Annotated in this window: 16 protein-coding genes; 5 read left to right on the top strand and 11 right to left on the bottom strand. The window is 62.6% G+C overall.

Annotated features, from left to right (window positions below; all coding sequences use genetic code 11):
- Positions 1–12: 12 nt before the first annotated feature.
- Both LB524_RS02485 and thrC read right to left on the bottom strand, forming a co-directional pair.
- Positions 13–1,305: a M16 family metallopeptidase gene (locus LB524_RS02485; RefSeq protein ID WP_140617280.1), complete on the bottom strand. Its 1,293-nt coding sequence runs from the start codon at positions 1,303–1,305 to the stop codon at positions 13–15.
- A 14-nt stretch (positions 1,306–1,319) separates the two neighbouring features.
- The gene (gene thrC / locus LB524_RS02480) at positions 1,320–2,717 is read right to left on the bottom strand and encodes a threonine synthase (protein ID WP_224523499.1); all 1,398 of its coding nucleotides are present in this window, start codon (positions 2,715–2,717) and stop codon (positions 1,320–1,322) included.
- Positions 2,718–2,845: 128 nt separating this feature from the next.
- On the opposite strand from thrC, the gene LB524_RS02475 reads away from it, so the two are divergent.
- Positions 2,846–3,577 (top strand): hypothetical protein, encoded by a 732-nt coding sequence (locus LB524_RS02475; protein WP_224523494.1) that lies wholly within the window; start codon positions 2,846–2,848, stop codon positions 3,575–3,577.
- 42 nt (positions 3,578–3,619) lie between these two features.
- Here LB524_RS02475 and LB524_RS02470 read toward each other — a convergent pair whose 3' ends face one another.
- Positions 3,620–4,309 (bottom strand): HAD family hydrolase, encoded by a 690-nt coding sequence (locus LB524_RS02470; RefSeq protein ID WP_140617277.1) that lies wholly within the window; start codon positions 4,307–4,309, stop codon positions 3,620–3,622.
- 178 nt (positions 4,310–4,487) lie between these two features.
- Here LB524_RS02470 and LB524_RS02465 point away from each other — a divergent pair, with 178 nt between their 5' ends.
- Complete coding sequence (locus LB524_RS02465) at positions 4,488–5,621, top strand: site-specific DNA-methyltransferase (protein WP_140617276.1); 1,134 nt, start codon at positions 4,488–4,490, stop codon at positions 5,619–5,621.
- Positions 5,622–5,684: 63 nt separating this feature from the next.
- On the opposite strand, the gene LB524_RS02460 is transcribed toward LB524_RS02465, so the two are convergent.
- Both LB524_RS02460 and mutY read right to left on the bottom strand, forming a co-directional pair.
- Positions 5,685–6,296: an HAD family hydrolase gene (locus LB524_RS02460; protein ID WP_224523491.1), complete on the bottom strand. Its 612-nt coding sequence runs from the start codon at positions 6,294–6,296 to the stop codon at positions 5,685–5,687.
- A complete protein-coding gene (gene mutY / locus LB524_RS02455; protein ID WP_224523489.1) occupies positions 6,289–7,428 on the bottom strand; it encodes an A/G-specific adenine glycosylase in 1,140 nt (379 codons plus the stop codon). The genes LB524_RS02460 and mutY overlap by 8 nt, the downstream gene beginning before the upstream one ends.
- A gap of 53 nt (positions 7,429–7,481) precedes the next feature.
- Between mutY and LB524_RS02450 the strand changes: the two genes are divergently transcribed.
- The 3 genes from LB524_RS02450 (at position 7,482) to smc (ending at position 12,576) form a co-directional block, all read left to right on the top strand.
- Positions 7,482–7,982, top strand: coding sequence for a DUF721 domain-containing protein (locus tag LB524_RS02450; protein WP_140878153.1), 501 nt, complete (start codon positions 7,482–7,484; stop codon positions 7,980–7,982).
- A gap of 268 nt (positions 7,983–8,250) precedes the next feature.
- Complete coding sequence (locus LB524_RS02445) at positions 8,251–8,994, top strand: DsbA family protein (protein WP_140617272.1); 744 nt, start codon at positions 8,251–8,253, stop codon at positions 8,992–8,994.
- A 123-nt stretch (positions 8,995–9,117) separates the two neighbouring features.
- Complete coding sequence (gene smc, locus LB524_RS02440; RefSeq protein ID WP_224523486.1) at positions 9,118–12,576, top strand: chromosome segregation protein SMC; 3,459 nt, start codon at positions 9,118–9,120, stop codon at positions 12,574–12,576.
- 207 nt (positions 12,577–12,783) lie between these two features.
- Here the strand turns inward: smc and LB524_RS02435 are convergent, their stop codons facing one another.
- The 6 genes from LB524_RS02435 to LB524_RS02410 form a co-directional block, all read right to left on the bottom strand.
- Complete coding sequence (locus LB524_RS02435) at positions 12,784–13,155, bottom strand: VanZ family protein (protein ID WP_224523484.1); 372 nt, start codon at positions 13,153–13,155, stop codon at positions 12,784–12,786.
- Between the two features lie 222 nt (positions 13,156–13,377).
- Positions 13,378–14,157, bottom strand: coding sequence for a GGDEF domain-containing protein (locus tag LB524_RS02430; RefSeq protein WP_224523481.1), 780 nt, complete (start codon positions 14,155–14,157; stop codon positions 13,378–13,380).
- A 120-nt stretch (positions 14,158–14,277) separates the two neighbouring features.
- Positions 14,278–14,940 (bottom strand): thermonuclease family protein, encoded by a 663-nt coding sequence (locus LB524_RS02425; RefSeq protein WP_224523479.1) that lies wholly within the window; start codon positions 14,938–14,940, stop codon positions 14,278–14,280.
- 46 nt (positions 14,941–14,986) lie between these two features.
- Positions 14,987–16,189: an ABC transporter substrate-binding protein gene (locus tag LB524_RS02420; protein ID WP_224523476.1), complete on the bottom strand. Its 1,203-nt coding sequence runs from the start codon at positions 16,187–16,189 to the stop codon at positions 14,987–14,989.
- A gap of 29 nt (positions 16,190–16,218) precedes the next feature.
- Positions 16,219–16,587 (bottom strand): hypothetical protein, encoded by a 369-nt coding sequence (locus LB524_RS02415; RefSeq protein WP_140661401.1) that lies wholly within the window; start codon positions 16,585–16,587, stop codon positions 16,219–16,221.
- A 71-nt stretch (positions 16,588–16,658) separates the two neighbouring features.
- On the bottom strand, positions 16,659–18,104 hold a 1,446-nt coding region (locus LB524_RS02410; protein ID WP_224523474.1), incomplete at its 5' end, for a type I secretion C-terminal target domain-containing protein.

Raw genomic sequence — 18,104 nt, 5'->3', positions numbered from 1 at the left:
GGCGCTTTGGACTTAGACGGCGAGCCTGCGGGCCGTGGTCTGCGTGCCCGGAAGCGAATCGAGGATCGCCTCGTATGGTGCCAGCGTACCCACGGGCCCGACAGCGGTAAGCGTCGGCTTGGTCGAGAACATCCGCGACGAAAGGTCGGTCAGGCGCTCGATCGTCAGCGCCGCCAGGCGCTCCATCAGCTCTTCCTTCGCGATCGGCCTGCCGAAAAGGAGTAGTTGCCGCGCGATCTGCGAGGCGCGGCTGGCCGGGCTTTCGGCCGACATGATCAGGCCGGCCCGATATTGGGCGCGCGCACGGTCGAGCTCTTCCTGCAGGATGCTCTCGCCGGCCTTCTGCAACTCGTCGATGATGACAGGCACCAGCTTGGCGATGTCGCTTTGGCCCGTCGCGGCGTGAACGCCGAATATGCCCGTATCGGAAAAGCCCCAGTGGAAGGCGTAGACCGAGTAACAGAGGCCGCGTTTTTCGCGGACCTCCTGGAACAGGCGCGATGACATGCCGCCGCCGAGGATCATCGACAGCACCTGCGAGGCGTAGAAATCCCGCACATGGTAGGCGCGGCCCTCGAAGCCCAGCACGATCTGCGCGTCCATCAGGTCGCGGTCCTCGCGGAAGTCGCCGCCGACATATTGCGCGTATTGCGGGATGGTGCTGTCGGCCTTGCTGCGGAAACCGCCGAGCCGGTTTTCGACCTCGCGCACGAACTTGTCGTGCTTGATGTCGCCTGCGGCCACGATCACCATCCGCTCGGCGCCATACTGGCGTTCTATGAAATCGTGCAACTGCTTGGAGGTGAAGGATTTTACCGTTTCGGGCGTACCCAGGATCGAGCGGCCGATGGTCTGGTGGCGAAAGGCCGTCTCGGTGAAACGGTCGAAGACGATGTCGTCGGGCGTGTCGTGCGCGGCGCCGATCTCCTGCAGGATGACGTGCTGCTCGCGCTCAAGTTCCTGCGGGTCGAATTCGGACTCCTGCAGAATGTCGGACAGGATGTCGACGGCCAGCGGTACATCGTCGGAGAGCACCCTGGCGTAGTAGGACGTGGTCTCGACGCTGGTGGCCGCATTGATCTCGCCGCCGACGTCCTCGATTTCCGAGGCGATCTCGAAGGCGCTTCGCCGCTTCGTCCCCTTGAACGCCATGTGCTCGAGCAGATGGGCCATGCCGTGCTCGTCTTCGCGTTCATTGCGGGCACCCGACTTGACCCAGGCACCCAAGGCAACCGATTCGATACTTGGAAGGGTTTCGGTGGCGACTGTCAGGCCGTTCGACAGACGGCTTACCTCAACACCCATATGGCTCGTACTCCCTAACGCGCCGCCCGCGCGCGGCGACTGACGTAATCTTCCACCATTTTGAGGTCGGATGGAAGTACCGTGTATTTTTCCTCGAATGTCATCAATCCCCCTAGCCATGCGGGCAGGGCGGGCGAGACACCGCTGGCGGCTTCGACGGCGGCCGGGAATTTCGCCGGATGGGCGGTGCCGAGCACCACCATCGGCACGGCGCCCGCTGCCCTGGCCGCCGCCACATGCATGGCGGCCGCCGTATGTGGATCGAGCAGGTAGTTGCTGTTTGCCAGCGTCGAGCGGATGGTGGCGGCAACCTCGTCCATATCTGCGCGGCCGGCGTCGAATTCGGTTCGCATACCGGCGATTTCCGCGGCTTCGATGGTGAAGGCGCCCGATTGTTTGAGGCCGGCCATGTAGCGCCGCACCGTTGCGGCGTCGCGGTTTGACGCCTCGAAAAGCAGGCGTTCGAAGTTCGACGAAACCTGGATGTCCATCGACGGCGAGGTGGTCGCAAACACCCCTTTGGTCCGGTATTCGCCGGTCGCGAAGGTGCGTGCCAATATGTCGTTGTCGTTGGTGGCGATGACCAGCCGGTCGATCGGCAGGCCCATCTTCTTGGCGGCGTAGCCGGCGAAGATATCGCCGAAATTCCCGGTCGGCACGGTGAAGGAGACCGGCCTGTCCGGCGCGCCGAGCGACAATGCCGAGGAGAAATAATAGACGATCTGGGCCATGATGCGTGCCCAGTTGATCGAATTGACCCCCGACAGCGACACCTGGTCGCGGAAGCCGTGATCGTTGAACATGTCCTTCAGCAGGCCCTGACAGTCGTCGAAATTGCCCTCGATCGCCAGCGCATGGACATTTTCAGCCTTCGACGTCGTCATCTGCCGCTGCTGCACCGGCGAGACGCGGCCATGCGGAAAAAGGATGAAGATGTCGGTGCGGCTGCGCCCGGCAAAGGCGTCTATGGCCGCGCCACCGGTATCGCCAGACGTGGCGCCGACGATGGTGGCGTGCTGGTCGCGTTCGGCAAGCACATGATCCATCAGCCGGGCAAGCAACTGCATCGCCACGTCCTTGAACGCCAGTGTCGGCCCATGAAAAAGTTCGAGGACAAAAGTGTTGGCGCCGGTCTGCACCAGCGGGCAGACGGCCTCATGGCGGAAGGTGGCATAGGCTTCGCGGACCAGGCGCTCGAAGACCGGCGCGGCAATCTCGCCGCCGAGGAACGGCGTCAGCACGCGTATGGCCAGGTCGGGATAGGCGAGGCCGCGCATGGCTCGGATCTCGGATGGCGAGAAATGCGGCCATTCGCGCGGCACGTAGAGGCCGCCATCGCGCGCCAGGCCCGCCAGGATGACGTCGGAAAATCCAAGCGCGGGCGCTTCGCCGCGGGTGCTCACATAATGCATGTCACAGATCCGTTTGCCGCCTGTTTTTCGTTCACCACAAGGTGGTTAATTTCTGCACCGGCTCTAGTCGCATTTTTGCCGCGCGGTTGATATACGTCACCAGCTTTGCGAGAGGGAAGTGCAGTTTCATGGCGTTTCGTATATCAAGTGGTCGCTTTTTGGCGGGTCTTGCGCTCACCGGCTTTATGCTTGCCGCCGCGGGCTGCCAATCAGGCGACAATGGCATCCTGAACCTCGGTTTCGGCAAGAAGGATCCGACGGCGCTACCCCCGCCGCAGGACCCCAAGGTGCTGGCCAGCCAGCTGAACGCCTATTGCCCAAGGGTGACGGTGCGCGACGGCACGGCCTTCTTCAATACCTATGTCAACGAGGTGCAGAAGCCCAAGCCGAAGCTCAAGAAGACCGGCGATGCCGCTGCGGATGCCGCTGCCCAGGCCGCCGCTGACGCCGCTGCTGCTACGCCGCCCGACGATTCGGCGAGGATCATTTATCAGGCGTCGATCAGCGACGTGACCCGCGATTGCAGCCGTGCCGACGGACAACTGACGATGAAGATCGCGGTTGCCGGCAAGATCGTGCCAGGGCCGAAGTTCACGCCAGGCACCATCACCATGCCGATCCGCACCGCGGTCATGCACGGCACCGACGTGCTTTATTCGCAGATACACCAGTATCAGGTTCAGGTGACCGATCCCTCGGTCGCAACCCAGTTTGTCTTCACCGATTCCAATGTCGTCGTACCGGCGCCGACGGCGCAGGACTATCAAGCCTATGCCGGTTACGACGAAACCGCGCCGAAGGCGACGACCGACAAGCCGAGGAAGAAGACCCACAGGAAGAAGACGGCCGCTACGAACTAGGCGGCTGTCGGCCTTGCGTGCGTCCGGCCGGACGCACGCATCTCAGGCATCCGCCGACCACTCCGATAGAGCGGCAATGACGCTCTTCAGTTCCGCCCAGCGGCGGATCACCGTCTCGGCACCGGCCTCTGTCAAGGCGTCGGCATGGCCGGGATAGCTGTGGCTGGCGCCCGTAAAGCCGATCACGCGCATGCCGGCGGCCTTGGCGCCGGTGACGCCGTGCACGGAATCCTCGATGACGAAGGTGTTCGCCGGGTTGACGCCGAGCTTTTCGGCGGCATGCAGGAACACGTCTGGAGCCGGCTTGGTCTTTCCGGTCGGCGTTTCCATCGCCGAGAAGATGCGCCCGGCGAAGAACGGCAACAGATGCACCTTCTCCAGCATGAACTCGATCCGCTCCGAACGTGAGTTGGAGCAGACGCAGCGTTGCGACGTGACCGAGGCGACCGCTTCGCGCACGCCTTCGATGGCGCGCACGTCGCTGCGCAGTTTGCGGTCGACCAGTTCCTCGGCGCGGTCGATCAGCGACACCTGGAACGGGATTTTGGACTTCTCCTCGATTCGTATCAGTATGTCCTTGAAGGTCAGGCCGGCATAGGTCTCGGCAATCTCCTCCGCCGAGATTTCGTATCCGGCCAGGGTTATCAGTTCAGCTTCGACCCGCGCGGCGATGATTTCGGAATCGACGAGCACGCCGTCGCAATCGAAGATGACAAGGTCTGGCTGGGGCATGGTGATCCGGACGATGGAGGGTGGAGGAATGGCCGCTCAGGGCTCAAGTGGCGCGGCATACACCAATGGACACGGCTTCGCAAACTCCTCCACGGCATCGATAAAGCTTCACCGAATATTTACGCTGATCGGTAACCATAACGGGCAGTAAACAGTAACGCGTGCCTTGGGTGTAAAAATGTCAGCCGTGCGTCTTCTCGACGAGCTCTCCCACGCTCCCCAGCAATCCGAATGGCTGGACACGATCCTGAAAGGCGACTGCGTCGCGGCGCTCGACCGCCTGCCGGAAAAGTCGATCGACGTCATCTTTGCCGATCCGCCCTACAATCTGCAGCTCGACGGCGACCTGCACCGTCCCGACCAGTCCAAGGTCGATGCGGTCGACGACGACTGGGACCAGTTCGAGAGCTTCGAAGCCTATGACGCTTTCACCCGCGCCTGGCTGCTGGCGGCACGCCGCGTGCTGAAGCCCAACGGCACCATCTGGGTCATTGGCTCCTATCACAACATCTTCCGCGTCGGGGCCAAGATGCAGGATCTCGGCTTCTGGATTCTCAACGACGTGGTCTGGCGCAAGACCAATCCGATGCCGAATTTTCGCGGCCGCCGCTTCCAGAACGCGCATGAGACGATGATCTGGGCTTCGCGTGACCAGAAGGGCAAGGGCTATACCTTCAACTACGAAGCGCTGAAGGCGTCGAACGACGATATCCAGATGCGCTCCGACTGGCTATTCCCGATCTGCACCGGCGGCGAGCGCCTGAAGAATGAGAATGGCGACAAGCTGCATCCGACCCAAAAGCCCGAGGCGCTGCTTGCCCGTATCATGATGGCCTCGACCAAGCCGGGGGACGTCGTGCTCGACCCGTTCTTCGGCTCCGGTACGACAGGCGCGGTTGCCAAGCGCCTCGGCCGTCACTTTGTCGGCATCGAGCGCGAGCAGGCCTATATCGACGCCGCCAATGAGCGCATCGATGCCGTGCGGCCACTCGACGAAGCGGATCTCACCGTGCTTACCGGCAAGCGCGCGGAGCCGCGCGTCGCCTTCGTCAGCCTGATCGACACCGGGCTGATGACGCCCGGCGCCACGCTCTATGACGCCAAGAAGCGCTGGGCCGCCAAGGTTCGCGCCGATGGGACCGTCGCGATCGGCGACAGCGCCGGCTCGATCCACAAGATCGGCGCCGAGGTGCAGGGACTGGACGCCTGCAACGGCTGGACCTTCTGGCATTATGAGCGCAGCGGCGGGCTTACCCCCATCGACGAACTGCGCCGCATCGCCCGGCTTGGCATGGAACGGGCAGGGGGCTGACCCCTGCAGCCTGCCTCATATTCGTTGATTCAAAGTCTCACCGGATGCCGCAAGCGATGGAGATCACACTCTTATCCCCAATCGCTCAAGGTCTGCTTTAAGCGTGCTGGCATCGGTGAACAGCACCGCTTGCCAGCCGGCGGCCTTGGCGCCGTCGACATTTTTCTGGCTGTCGTCGATGAACAGCGTCGCCGACGGCTCGAGGCCGAACGCGGCCACGTGATGGTCGTAGATGCCACGATCCGGTTTGATCTTGCCGATCTCGCCCGAGATGGTGACGCCGCGCGGACGGCCGAGAAAATCGAAGCGTTCGCGCGCTTCGGCCAGCGTGTCGGAAGCAAAGTTGGTCAGCATCGTCACATCGTGGCCGCTGTCGATCAGGCCGAGCATTATGGCGACACTGTCGTCATAGGCATGCGGCACCATCTCGTGCCAGTGGCGACGGAAATTGCGGATGTTTTCGGCGTGCTCGGGGTGCTCTGCGATCAGCAGCGCTTCGGCCTCTTCCCACGTCCGGCCGCGATCCTGCTCTATGTTCCAGTCATGCGTGCAGATATTGTCGAAGAACCACTTTCTCTCTTCGTCGTCGGGAATGAGGCGGCTGAAGGGAATGTTCGGATCGTAATGGATCAGCACCTTGCCGATGTCGAAAACGATGTGGCGGATTTCAGTCATGGGGCCTCTTTGCACTCAATGGCGACGGTTTTTTCGTCGCGCCGGGTATCGCAGCCTCGATTGCCTTTTTCATGACGGTGGGCAGCGCCTCGCCTGAAATCTCATGGGCGGGCGACCAGAAATGCCCTGCCAGGGCATCACCTTTGATGTGGGCGCGAAAGACTTCGAGTTCGAGCGCGAAATGGGTGAACACATGCGCGATTGTCCCGGCGTGCCGCCAGTCGCCGGCAAAGGGCGCTGCCGCCTCTGTGGTGGCTCCGTCCATCCGCGCCGTCCAGGCGGTGGTCGGCACTTCCGTCATGCCGCCGAGCAGCCCTTTCTCTGGCCGCTTGCGCAAAAGAATGGCACCGTCGTCGCGCATGGCAACGAAAGCAGCCCCCCGCCGCAGCGGCTTGTCGGCCTTCGGCAGCCGCACCGGGAAATTTTCGGGATCTCCTGAAACAACGGCGCTGCAGTCCTCGCGCAGCGGGCACAGCATGCAGCGCGGCCGGCGCGGAGTGCATATCGTGGCGCCGAGATCCATCATCGCCTGGGCAAAGTCGCCGGGCCTTGTCGCCGGCATCATGCGCTCGACATGGACCCGTATCTCGGCCTTGGCTTCGCTGAGCGGCGTCGTGATCGAAAACAGCCGTGAGATGACGCGTTCGACATTGCCGTCGACGACGGCAGCGTGGCGGTCGAAGGCGATGGCCGTTATTGCCGCCGATGTATAGGCGCCGATCCCCGGCAATTCTCGAAGTCCGATCTGGGTGTCCGGAAACCGGCCGCCGCGCGCCGCCACCAGATCCGCGCAGACCTTGAGGTTGCGGGCGCGGGAGTAGTAACCGAGCCCCGCCCAGGCTTTCATCACATCCTCCGTCGGCGCCGCGGCCAGCGCTTCGACATCGGGCCATTTCTCGACAAAGGCGAGGAAGTACGATTTCACCGCTTCGACGGTGGTCTGCTGCAGCATCACCTCCGACAGCCAGATACGGTAGGGATCGGGCCGCACACCGCGTGCATGCTCGCGCGGGGTCACGCGCCACGGCAATTCGCGATGATGCGCGTCATACCAGGCGAGCAGGCGCGACGCCGTATCATCCGAGATGACCTTGCTGGTCTGGGCCTTGCGGGTCTGGTCTGCTGGTGCCATTGATCTTGCGTTGGCCTGGCCGGTATCTGCTGGGTCGTGGCTGGAGAACGCACATGGCAGGGAAAAGGCGCTTCGGCAATCCCGTTCCGGTGAGCGATCTCGCCACCGACATCCTCGACCCGGTGCTGCGCAAGCGGGCAGGCATCTCGATCGGTCTCGTCCAGTCGTGGGAAGAGATTGCCGGACCGCGCTTGGCCATCCACTCGCGGCCCGAAAAGATCCAGTGGCCGCGCCGCCTGCACGAGGATGATCCGTTCGAGCCGGCCGTACTGGTCATCGCCTGCGAAGGCATGGCCGCGCTTCATCTGCAGCACGAGACCGGCGAGATCATCAACCGGGTCAACGCCTTCCTGGGTTTCAGGGCGATAGGCCGCATCAGGATCGTGCAGAAGCCGATAAGCTCGGGAAGAGCCCGGCCCAAACCCACCCTCAGGGCGTTGAGCGCGGCCGAAAAGGCGAAATTGTCCGATACTGTCGGGCTTATAGAGGATGACGGGCTGCGCGCCTCGCTGGAACGGCTGGGGGCGACCATTCTGGGCGCAAGGAAAGCCTAGACGGCTGCAATGACCCCAGGGACTATCCCGAGGCCGTCTGGCCAAGGGCGAAGTGGAACGGTTACAGTTGCCCCGGTCGGCCCAAACGGAGACGATCCCCTTGGTTCTGATTGGAAACGGTCATAGGTTTGTCGTTAATCTCGCGCATTCGTGATCGCCCTTGTCAGGTTTCACGATTGGATTGGGGACAGGGATGCCTTAATTCGCGCCAACTCTCGCCTTTTCGTGCCTTTGCATTGCAAAATCCAACTCTTATCAGGTGATTCGTATGAGCCGTCCCCCGTTTGGCCAAAGCTTCTCTCGCAGAAACGTCCTGACATCGCTGGCCGCAATCCCGGCGGTGGCCCTGCTCGCCGCCTGCAGTGATTCCGGCGAAGAGGCGAAGGCCGCGGATGTCAAGCCCGCGAACCCGGCAACGCCCGCAAAGCCGGCCACGCCCGCCGCGGTCCAGGTGCCGGAAGCGCAAGGCACCGTCGACATGACCGAACTGATGAAGCCGGGCGCGCTGCCCGACAAGCAGCTCGGCAAGGATGACGCCAAGGTCACCATCGTCGAATACGCCTCGATGACCTGCCCGCACTGCGCGCATTTCGCCGAGACCACCTTTCCGGATTTGAAGACCAAGTACATCGATACCGGCAAGGCGCGCTACATCCTGCGCGAATTCCCATTCGATCCGAGCGCCGAAGCCGGTTTCATGCTGGCGCGTTGCGCCAAGGATAACTATTTCCCGATGGTCGACGTGCTGTTCAGGCAGCAGGCGAACTGGGTCGGCGTGTCGAACACCAAGGAAGCGCTGCTGCAAATTTCCAAGCTTGCCGGTTTTACACAGGAGTCCTTCGAGGCCTGCTTGACGGACCAGAAACTTCTGGACGATGTGAGATCGGTTCAGAAGCGTGGCGCCAATGAATTCAAGGTCGACTCGACGCCGACCTTCTTCATCAACGGTAAGACCTACAAAGGGGCGATGTCGATTGAGGAAATGTCGGCCATCATCGACCCTCTGCTCTGACATCGGCTCAGTGCTGAAGCGGCAGCGCTCCGGCGCTGCTTGCCTCTCTATCCGTTCGCGCGCTCTGCGTCCTATCGCAAAACCTCGGTACACTCTTGCCGAACCGGTGTATGAGGCGCGCGAATGAAGTTTTCGCGCCTCCGCCTTCTTGGTTTCAAGTCCTTCGTCGAACCCGGCGAGTTCGTCATCGAACGCGGCCTGACCGGCATTGTCGGGCCGAACGGCTGCGGCAAGTCGAACCTGGTCGAGGCGCTGCGCTGGGTGATGGGCGAAAGCTCCTACAAGAACATGCGCGCGTCCGGCATGGACGACGTCATCTTTTCCGGCTCGGGCACCCGTCCCGCCCGCAACACCGCCGAAGTCACGCTTTTCCTCGACAACAGCGACCGCTCGGCTCCATCCGCCTTCAACGATGCCGACGAACTGCAGGTGTCGCGCCGCATCGAACGCGAGGCCGGCTCGCTCTACCGCATCAACGGCAAGGAAGCGCGCGCCAAGGACGTGCAGCTTCTGTTCGCCGACCAGTCGACCGGCGCGCGCTCGCCCTCGATGGTCGGGCAAGGCCGTATCGGCGAACTGATCCAGGCCAAGCCGCAGGCCCGTCGCGCCCTGCTCGAAGAAGCGGCCGGCATTTCCGGCCTGCACACCCGTCGCCACGAGGCGGAATTGCGGCTTAAGGCGGCCGAGCAGAACCTCGAACGCCTGGACGATGTCGTGGGCGAGCTGGAAAGCCAGATCGAAAGCCTCAAGCGCCAGGCGCGCCAGGCTTCCCGCTTCAAGAACCTGTCGGCCGACATCCGCAAGGCCGAAGCAACGCTCTTGCACCTGCGCTGGACGCTGGCCAAGACACAGGAAGGCGAGGCGCGTTCGGCGCTGGCCACGGCCACGGCGCTCGTCGGCGACCGCGCCGCCACGCAGATGAACGCGGCCAAGGAGCAAGGCATCTCCGCCCATCGCCTGCCTGACCTGCGCGACGCGGAAGCCGCGGCTGCCGCGGCTTTCCAGCGCCTGTCGATCGCCAGGTCGCAGATCGAGGAAGAAGCTGGCCGTATCCGCAACCGGCAGGCCGAACTCGAACGTCGGCTGCAGCAGCTCGACGGCGACATTGCCCGCGAAGAGCGGATGGTGCGCGACAATGCCGACGTTCTCGAGCGCCTGCGTGCGGAAGAGGCCACGCTGAACTCCGAAAACGCCGGTGCCGCCGAGCGTGAGGCCACCACCCGCGCTGTATTCGAACAGGCCGCCTCGACGCTTGCGCAAAGCGAAGCCAAACTTGCCGCGCTGACCGCCGAGCGCGCCGAGGCCGCCGCCTCGCGCCACCAGATCGAACGGACTTTGCGCGAAACCGCGGAGCGTCGCGACCGCTTCGCCCGCCAACTCGCCGACGTCGACCGCGAATTGTCGGACATCCTCTCCAAGGTCGCCGGCTTGCCGGATCCGGCCGAGAAGCAGGTACTGGTCGAGCAGGCGATGGCATTGCTGGAGGAGTCCGAGGCAGCGGTGGAGCAGGCTGAACAGTCGGTCATCGACGGCCGTGGCGCTGAAAGCGCTGCCCGCCCGCCGCTTCAGGACGCCAAGGCGGAGCTGGCGCGGATCGAGACCGAAGCGCGCACGCTGGCCAAGATCCTGAACGCGGCCAGCGGCGATCTCTTCCCTTCGGTGCTGGAGCAGATCAGCGTCGAGCGCGGCTTCGAGACGGCACTGGGGGCGGCCCTTGGCGAAGACCTCGACGTGCCGCTCGACCGCAGTGCACCGGCGCATTGGGGCGAAAGCGAAATCCAGCCCGGCGATGCCGCGCTTCCGGAAGGGATCAAGAGCCTTGCCAGCGTGGTTCGCGCGCCGGCGCAACTAGCCCGACGTCTTGCGCAGATCGGCATCGTCGAGGCCGCTGACGGCCGCCGGTTGCAGGGGCTTCTGGCTCCAGGCCAGCGCCTGGTCAGCCGCCAGGGTGCGCTGTGGCGCTGGGACGGCCTGACCGCCAGCGCCGATGCACCGACCGCCGCGGCACAAAGGCTGGCACAGAAGAACCGGCTTGCCGAACTCGATGCCGAAGCGGTGCAGGCGACGCTTGTGCTGCGCCAGGCCGAGGAAGCGCTAGCGCAGGCCGAGCAGGCGCTCCGCCAGGCAAGCGAAGCCGAACGCAACACGCGCCAGGCGGGACGTGAGGCCCAGCACCGGCTGGACGCCGCCCGCAATGCGCTGGCCGAGGCCGAAAAGGCCGGCGGTGAACTATCGAGCCGGCGTGCCGCGCTGGACGAGGCGCGCGCCCGCATCGTCGACAGCCATGAGGAGACGTCAGCGGCTTTCGTCGAGGCCGAGATGCTGCTGCAGGATGCGCCCGACCTCGGCGACCTGCAATTGCAGCTCGAACAGTCCTCGGCCAATGTCTCGCGCGACCGCGCCGCGCTTGCAGACGCGCGCGCCGTCCACGAGGGCTTGCGGCGAGAAGCCGAGGCACGCACACGCCGGCTTGACGCCATAGGTGCCGAACGCAGCAACTGGCTGGTGCGCGCCGAAAACGCCTCGACGCAGATCGCATCGCTCGCCGAACGCAAGGCAGAGGCCGAGGCCGAGCGCGAACGGCTGGCCGATGCGCCCGACGAGATCGACGCCAAGCGGCGTGCGCTGCTGTCGCAACTCACCGAGGCCGAAAGCTTGCGCAAGGCGGCCGCCGACCGGTTGCAGGAGGCGGAGAACAGGCAGGCCGAACTGGACAAGGCGGCCACATCAGCCATCCAGTCGCTGGCCGAAGCGCGCGAAACCCGCGCCCGCGCCGAAGAACGGCTGACGGCGGCCGACGAACGCCGGCTGGAGGTCGAGGCGCGCATCCAGGAAACGTTGAACACGCCGCCGCATCTGGTCATCCGCCACACCGGCCTGGAAGCCGACGATCCGATGCCCGAAATGCCCGAGATCGAACGCCAGTTGGATCGGCTGAAGGTCGAGCGCGAACGGCTCGGCGCCGTCAATCTGCGTGCCGAGGAAGAGCAGAGGGAGCTTTCCGAGCGCCTGGAGGCGATCGTTTCCGAGCGCGAGGACATTATCGAAGCGATCCGCAAGCTCAGGCAAGCGATCCAGAGCCTCAATCGTGAAGGCCGCGAACGGCTGCTGGCCGCCTTCGATGTCGTCAACAGCCACTTTCAGCGACTGTTCTCGCATCTGTTCGGTGGCGGCACGGCGGAATTGCAGCTGATCGAATCCGAGGATCCGCTGGAGGCGGGCCTGGAGATTCTTGCCCGACCGCCCGGCAAGAAGCCGCAGACCATGACGCTGCTGTCGGGCGGCGAGCAGGCGCTGACTGCGATGTCGCTGATCTTCGCCGTCTTCCTGACCAACCCGGCACCGATCTGCGTGCTCGACGAAGTCGATGCGCCGCTCGACGATCACAATGTCGAGCGCTTCTGCAATCTTATGGACGAGATGGCCAAGACCACCGAGACGCGTTTCGTCATCATCACCCACAATCCCATCACCATGGCCCGCATGGACCGGCTGTTCGGCGTGACCATGGCCGAGCAGGGCGTCAGTCAGCTTGTCTCTGTCGATTTGCAGGCGGCAGAGGCGATGCGCGAGGCGAGTTGACGCGTCCGACCGTCACCGCGAGTTGAAGCGTCCGGCAGCCATCGGCGGACCGCTTAGGTTTTCTGATCGTGTCCGTGGGACCGGTGTTTGGCCGAGGCCCAGAGGAAATAGAGCGGGCCCATTTTCAGCACAGGCACGCGACGATCCCGCTCGCGATCGCGCAGTTCGCGGTAGACCTTCACCTTCAGCGCCAACTTGCTGATTTGGCTATCTCAATGCACGTCGCGAAATCCAGTTCGCGCAGATTGCCGCCAGAAGTCCGCAAGCCATGCCGACGCAATCGGCGATCCAGTCGAACACGTCGAGATCACGCTCTATCAGCGACGTGCCCTGGAGGATTTCGATCGCGGCTCCAACCAGGGCGAGGAAGATGATCAGCCTCTTCTTGCGGCCCGGCCAGCCCAGACTTCCCAGAAACGCCAGGATCGCGAAGGCGCTCGCATGGTTGGCCTTGTCGTAGTGGAAGCCGATATCGATGCCGAATTCGTCGAGGCGAGATATCGGCAGCAACGCGAGCACCAAGACCGCAATGAGCGTGGCGATAAAGGCAATCCGCTCGGCGGCTGAGTAAAATTTCATTCTGTTCCGTCGATACACCAGCCATCGAGGTCGGGTCCGGAGATCTTGGTCGGTGGCATGCCGGTGTAAGCGGCAGGCTGGCGTCCATGGCCACGATTGCATAAGCCGGCTTCGAAAAGCAACGAGCCCGTCTCGCGATCACGAGGGGATCCCAAGGCGTGCCGCCCATTTGCCGGGCAGGGCACGCCTTCCGCCTATTGGCGACGGAATGCTGCGGGCTCGTCAGATTGAAGCGCGTTGAATACGCGACAATCCAAAACCGCTTTTGCCTGACAAGCTCTCTTCGGCAGGCCGGAACATGTCCTCGAAGTCCAGGTCCTGCTCGAAAACCACGCCCCCGACGGACACGGCCAGGATCTCCTCGGCTCCCTGAGGGGCGAAATAGACCTGCGAGACAGTGGCACGGATACGCTCGCCAACCGTCCTTGCTTCGGCCTCGCTCGTTCCGGGAAGGAACACACCGAACATGGAGGCACCTATGCGGCCGACGATGTCTTGCGAGCGCACGCAAGACCGGATGGTTGAAGCGATCAGGCGCAAGGCCTCGTCGCCCCAGTTCAGGCCGAAGCGCAAGTTGATGGCGTTCAGGTGTTCAGGATGAATGACCAGGAAGGCGCCCGATCGCTCGCCTTGTGGGGAAGACCTGATCGCCCGTCTCTCGATCAGCGACGTGAAGACCCTCCCGTTCAGGCAACCGGTCAGCGTATCGAAGGTCGCGGCCCGGTTGAGTTCCCGCCGATAGCGACGGATCTCGGCCAGTTTCAGGCCTATGAACACAAACAGCGGCAGGCAGATCACCACAGGCAAAAGTGTTGCCGTGATCATGCCGCGCCCGAAAGGCGTCAGCGCCTCGCTGAACAACAGCAGATAGTTCAGGACGAGGGACACGCACAGGCTGCCGACGGTTCCAAGAAATGCCAGCCAGGCAATGGTCTTCCATTCATGATGGACCGGGACATCAGCTGCTGCATTGCTCATCGTCGATCTCCGTTCGATCGCCAAGCATAAGACCGGCAAGTTACGATTTCGGTTTCGAAGAACAATACAATTTGACACGTTGGTTAGATCGCCAAGCTTCTGAACGGAGGATGCTGCCCTTTGTGGCGAATCCGGTGCTGTCGCCTATGGCGGGCCGAAGATTCCCATCTCCGCCGCCCTGGCTGTTGCTTCGGCCTTGCCATAGATGCCGCTCGGCAAGGCCAGCGCCCAGCCATTCGATACCAGCCAGGCACCGACATCCTGTTTGCCCAGCCTGCATGTCACCGCGACAGGGAAGCGGTCGACCACCGGAGGCACGAAGCAGTTCAGCGCTCGCCCGCGCATCCAGTTGTTGAAAGCCGCGTAGGCCCGCTGTCCGCATGGCCACGCGCTCTCGTGAAACAGGCAGACCCTGTCGGTCTGGACGCCCTGGGTTCCACTGATGAACAGTTTCCGCCCCATGGAGTCGAAACCAGCCGACGACGTGGCCACTGGATCGTAAAGCAATGTTTCCCGCCAATCCCTGGGCATCCATGACCTGGGGCGTGATGCGAGGCCGAGGTCGCCAAGCGGCAAACGAGGTTCCACCCGCTCCATCTCCGATCCCTCGATCTGCGGCGGTGCGATGAGATCCTCGGCAATCTTGCGGGCTGAGTTGACGATCGATCGAGCCGGATGTCGCGCGACGTCATCGCCGACGTCAGGGGCTGGGTCGGTGAGGCTTCGTTCGACGGGGAACAGGGTCGCTGCCTTGACCAGCAGCAGGATACCGATGAGAAGCTCGATGCCCGCGAGCGCGATCATCATGCGAACGCGCCCCCAATGTCCCATCGGGCCGCCCGCGTCCAATTCGCTAGAAGCTGGACGTCGATTTGGCAACCAGTTTGAGCGCACCTTTTTCTATCCGGTAAAACGGCATCGAGCGTTCGCTGGATCCATCCGCGCGGAACCTGAACAAGCCGGTCGATCCGCGAAAGCCATTCGGGTTCTCGAAAACCTGCCTGTTGAAGCCATTGGGTCCGGCAGCGCTCGCGATCCCCGCAGTAAGGGCGACCATATCATAGGCATAAGCGACATTGACGTCGGCCTGGTAATTGAAGCTTGCCTTGAAACGATCCGAAATGGGGCCTGTTTCATGTTGGTCGAGCGTCGCGATATAGGCGCCTTCGAAAAGCGGACTGGTCGGGTGCTCCAGCCAGCGGTTCGTGCCAACCACGGAGGTTGATTTTCCAGGGATGCCTTTTGCCTTCAGGGCGATCAGGATTGGCGATGGATTGCTGTCGCCGCTGGCGACGATCACGGCGTCGGGGGCGTCAACCAGCGAGCCCATGTCCGCGACCGCCTTTGCCGCGCTGTCGGCGCTCGTGTAGGGGATGGTGATCGCAAGTGCGGCGCCGTACACGCTGAGGCTGTTGGCGACGTGTTTTTCGGCAATATCGGCACCCGCGCCCGCTGGCACCAGCAGGACGAATTTCTTGCCGCCCTTGGCCGCGATTGCGCCGGCGCCCGCCGCGGCGCTGTCCGCCTCGCCAAGGCATACCGCATAGACGCCCGGGCCGCCGGCAAAATTGTCCGCGAGAGCCAGAACCACCGGCCGGTTCGAGCCCGACAGTTTCGCGACATGCTGCGCCGCCGGCAGGTCGGTCGGGCCGATGACCACTTTCGCTCCCGAAGTTATGGCCTTTACCGCCAGTTGCTGGGAGTAAGCCGCGTCTCCCCTTGTGTCCTCGACGGTAAGCGTCAGCAGGGGATTACCGAGGTCCGTCATGGCGAGCTTGGCGGCGTCGAGCATCTTTTTGCCGTTTTCGCCCGCTGATCCGGAAGCGGACAGCGGCAGCAGCATGGCGACTTTCGTGGGTCCCGTGCCGAGGGACTGCGTCGCCTGGCTTGCGTTTGCCACAGCAACAACAGCAGCCGGCTGATTGGCGACCTGGATGGCAGCGGGGTCGAGCGCGTCCGACACCGAGCCTTTGGATTGGCAGCCGAACAGCGATAGCGCCAGCGCGCAAGCAACCACCCATGTCCGCGGGCCGTGGACCGGCTGGTCACATTCCATGTTCTGCCTGCGCGCTTTCGCTCTTGCGGTCAGTTCATGTACTCGACCATACGGTCGTGAAAACACTCGCATTTATTGAGCGTGTCTTCGTCCTTGTAATTCGTCTTCAGGTAGCCGTAAGCCATGCCGCAAGCGACCTTGGCTTCCGACGCCCAGACGAAGACCGGCCGGGACGAGTTGATCCATTCCGGGCTGTTGGCGACGGCAACCGACTCGTCCATCAGCTTGACGACCTGTTTCGTGAGGTCGACCGTGTTGTCGGTCAGCACCAGATTGGAGGTTCCAACGGTGCGACAATAGTCGGCCACGGGTCCCTCGATGATGTCGGCGGCAAAGCCGGTCGATCCCGCCAACAGCAGCGCCGTGGCCGAAATCAGCAACCTTGAACGAATTCTCATGTAAGCCCCTCTCCAAATTGCCATTTCATGTCCGCTAATGCATAGCATGGGAGCACGAGCGCGCAGAAGCGTTAAATCGTAACATGCTGCTGCGTGTGTGTTGCGTCGTCATAGAGGATGTTGATGGTGCCGGCCGCGGGCGCAGGCGTATGCTGCAGTACAGCCACATCCACGAAATTGGCACCGCCAGTCGTACCGTTGACGTCGACGCTCAGCGTCTTGGTGCTGGGGTCGTAGCGCACGTAGTCTGCGATGGCGCCTCCCACCGGCGTGTTGAACAGCGAGGTCAGGTCGATCTTGTCGCCTTCGCCGCCGACGCCACTGTAGTCGGTGATCAGGTCCTTGATATCCAGGTGCTCGAGCTTGAACGTATCGGCACCACCGCCGCCGGTCAGTATGTTGTAGCCCGGAGCAGAGATGAGAAGGTCGTCGCCCGGTCCGCCCGACAGGATATTGGGATCATAGGCAGCGTCACCGGTGAGCGTGGCCTGGTGCCCATCATTGGCGTCGACCACGATGTCGAAGCCATGGCTGGCCTTGTCGCCGTCGCCATCCACGACGTCGACGTTGAAATGTAACCCGACGTCGTTTGGTATCTCTATGGCGGTTGTTACGCTGGTGGTGGTACCGGCAACAATCAGTCCTGTATTGCCGATGTTAACAACTGAGATGCCATAGATCAGGTTGGACGAGGTGAAATCCAGAACGCCGTTGACGATGTTCATGTTGCCCTGATCGTGGGCAGTCCCGGACTGATCATAAGTGACCACATGGACGGCATAGCTGCCCGTCATTGGAGCGCCATTAGACCCTTGCAGGAAGTTGATCATGACATGGTCCATGCCAACTTTGGTCGTTGAATGGGTTGAAGAATTATTGTCGCCATCCCCCTGAAGGAAGTTTAGAGTTATCGATTCATTGTGGTCCATGGCCTGGCCACTACCGATGCCCAAGCCATTGTTGTTCGAATTTACTGTGGCGGAACTGCCAAAATTTGTACCTGATATCCATCCGGAATTCCCAGTGAACAATATATCCGTGTGGGGAGCATCGACATGATTCTTGACGGTTATTTGCTCCAGGTAAACACTATTGCTATTGCCGCCAAGGCCGGTGGCACCCAGCGCGGTTGTATCCGTTATCACTTTGGTGGGTACGGGATTGATCACCTCAAAAGTATAGGTGCCATCCGATTTCATGGCGACCGTGAAATAAGGCTGTGTACTTCCGGCATCGAAGAAGGCCGTGTAGTGGGCAGTGCCGGTGGCCGCATCATAGGTAGAGGTTGAATGGTCGATCAGCGGTATACTCGCCTGATTTGCCAATGAAACCGCAATTGTCGACAATCCGTCGGCCCCAGGCGTAAGTGACCAGCTGCCGTCATGCGTGCCGGCAGAGTTGGCAACGATCTGGCTTTCAATAGAGGAAATCACAGGCAGGTCGTCGACGATGGTGACGGTGACGGAGCCGGCGCCATGAGTGCCGCCAATGCCGTCGACCGCGACCGCGACAGTATC

Origin of the sequence: Mesorhizobium sp. ESP6-5 (assembly GCF_020164695.1) — a bacterium.
Taxonomy (GTDB): domain Bacteria; phylum Pseudomonadota; class Alphaproteobacteria; order Rhizobiales; family Rhizobiaceae; genus Mesorhizobium; species Mesorhizobium australicum.
Note: the sequence above shows the minus strand (reverse complement) of the source record. Positions and strands in the feature narration are given on the sequence as shown.

Excerpts from the sequence above, each read along its gene's own strand:
- LB524_RS02445 (WP_140617272.1), top strand. The coding sequence starts at position 8,251 with ATGAGCCGTCCCCCGTTTGGCCAAAGCTTCTCTCGCAGAAACGTCCTG.
- LB524_RS02470 (WP_140617277.1), bottom strand. The coding sequence starts at position 4,309 with ATGCCCCAGCCAGACCTTGTCATCTTCGATTGCGACGGCGTGCTCGTC.
- LB524_RS02450 (WP_140878153.1), top strand. The coding sequence starts at position 7,482 with ATGGCAGGGAAAAGGCGCTTCGGCAATCCCGTTCCGGTGAGCGATCTC.
- LB524_RS02420 (WP_224523476.1), bottom strand. The coding sequence starts at position 16,189 with ATGGAATGTGACCAGCCGGTCCACGGCCCGCGGACATGGGTGGTTGCT.
- mutY (WP_224523489.1), bottom strand. The coding sequence starts at position 7,428 with ATGGCACCAGCAGACCAGACCCGCAAGGCCCAGACCAGCAAGGTCATC.
- LB524_RS02465 (WP_140617276.1), top strand. The coding sequence starts at position 4,488 with ATGTCAGCCGTGCGTCTTCTCGACGAGCTCTCCCACGCTCCCCAGCAA.
- LB524_RS02475 (WP_224523494.1), top strand. The coding sequence starts at position 2,846 with ATGGCGTTTCGTATATCAAGTGGTCGCTTTTTGGCGGGTCTTGCGCTC.
- LB524_RS02485 (WP_140617280.1), bottom strand. The coding sequence starts at position 1,305 with ATGGGTGTTGAGGTAAGCCGTCTGTCGAACGGCCTGACAGTCGCCACC.
- LB524_RS02435 (WP_224523484.1), bottom strand. The coding sequence starts at position 13,155 with ATGAAATTTTACTCAGCCGCCGAGCGGATTGCCTTTATCGCCACGCTC.
- LB524_RS02415 (WP_140661401.1), bottom strand. The coding sequence starts at position 16,587 with ATGAGAATTCGTTCAAGGTTGCTGATTTCGGCCACGGCGCTGCTGTTG.
- thrC (WP_224523499.1), bottom strand. The coding sequence starts at position 2,717 with ATGCATTATGTGAGCACCCGCGGCGAAGCGCCCGCGCTTGGATTTTCC.
- LB524_RS02425 (WP_224523479.1), bottom strand. The coding sequence starts at position 14,940 with ATGATGATCGCGCTCGCGGGCATCGAGCTTCTCATCGGTATCCTGCTG.
- LB524_RS02460 (WP_224523491.1), bottom strand. The coding sequence starts at position 6,296 with ATGACTGAAATCCGCCACATCGTTTTCGACATCGGCAAGGTGCTGATC.
- smc (WP_224523486.1), top strand. The coding sequence starts at position 9,118 with ATGAAGTTTTCGCGCCTCCGCCTTCTTGGTTTCAAGTCCTTCGTCGAA.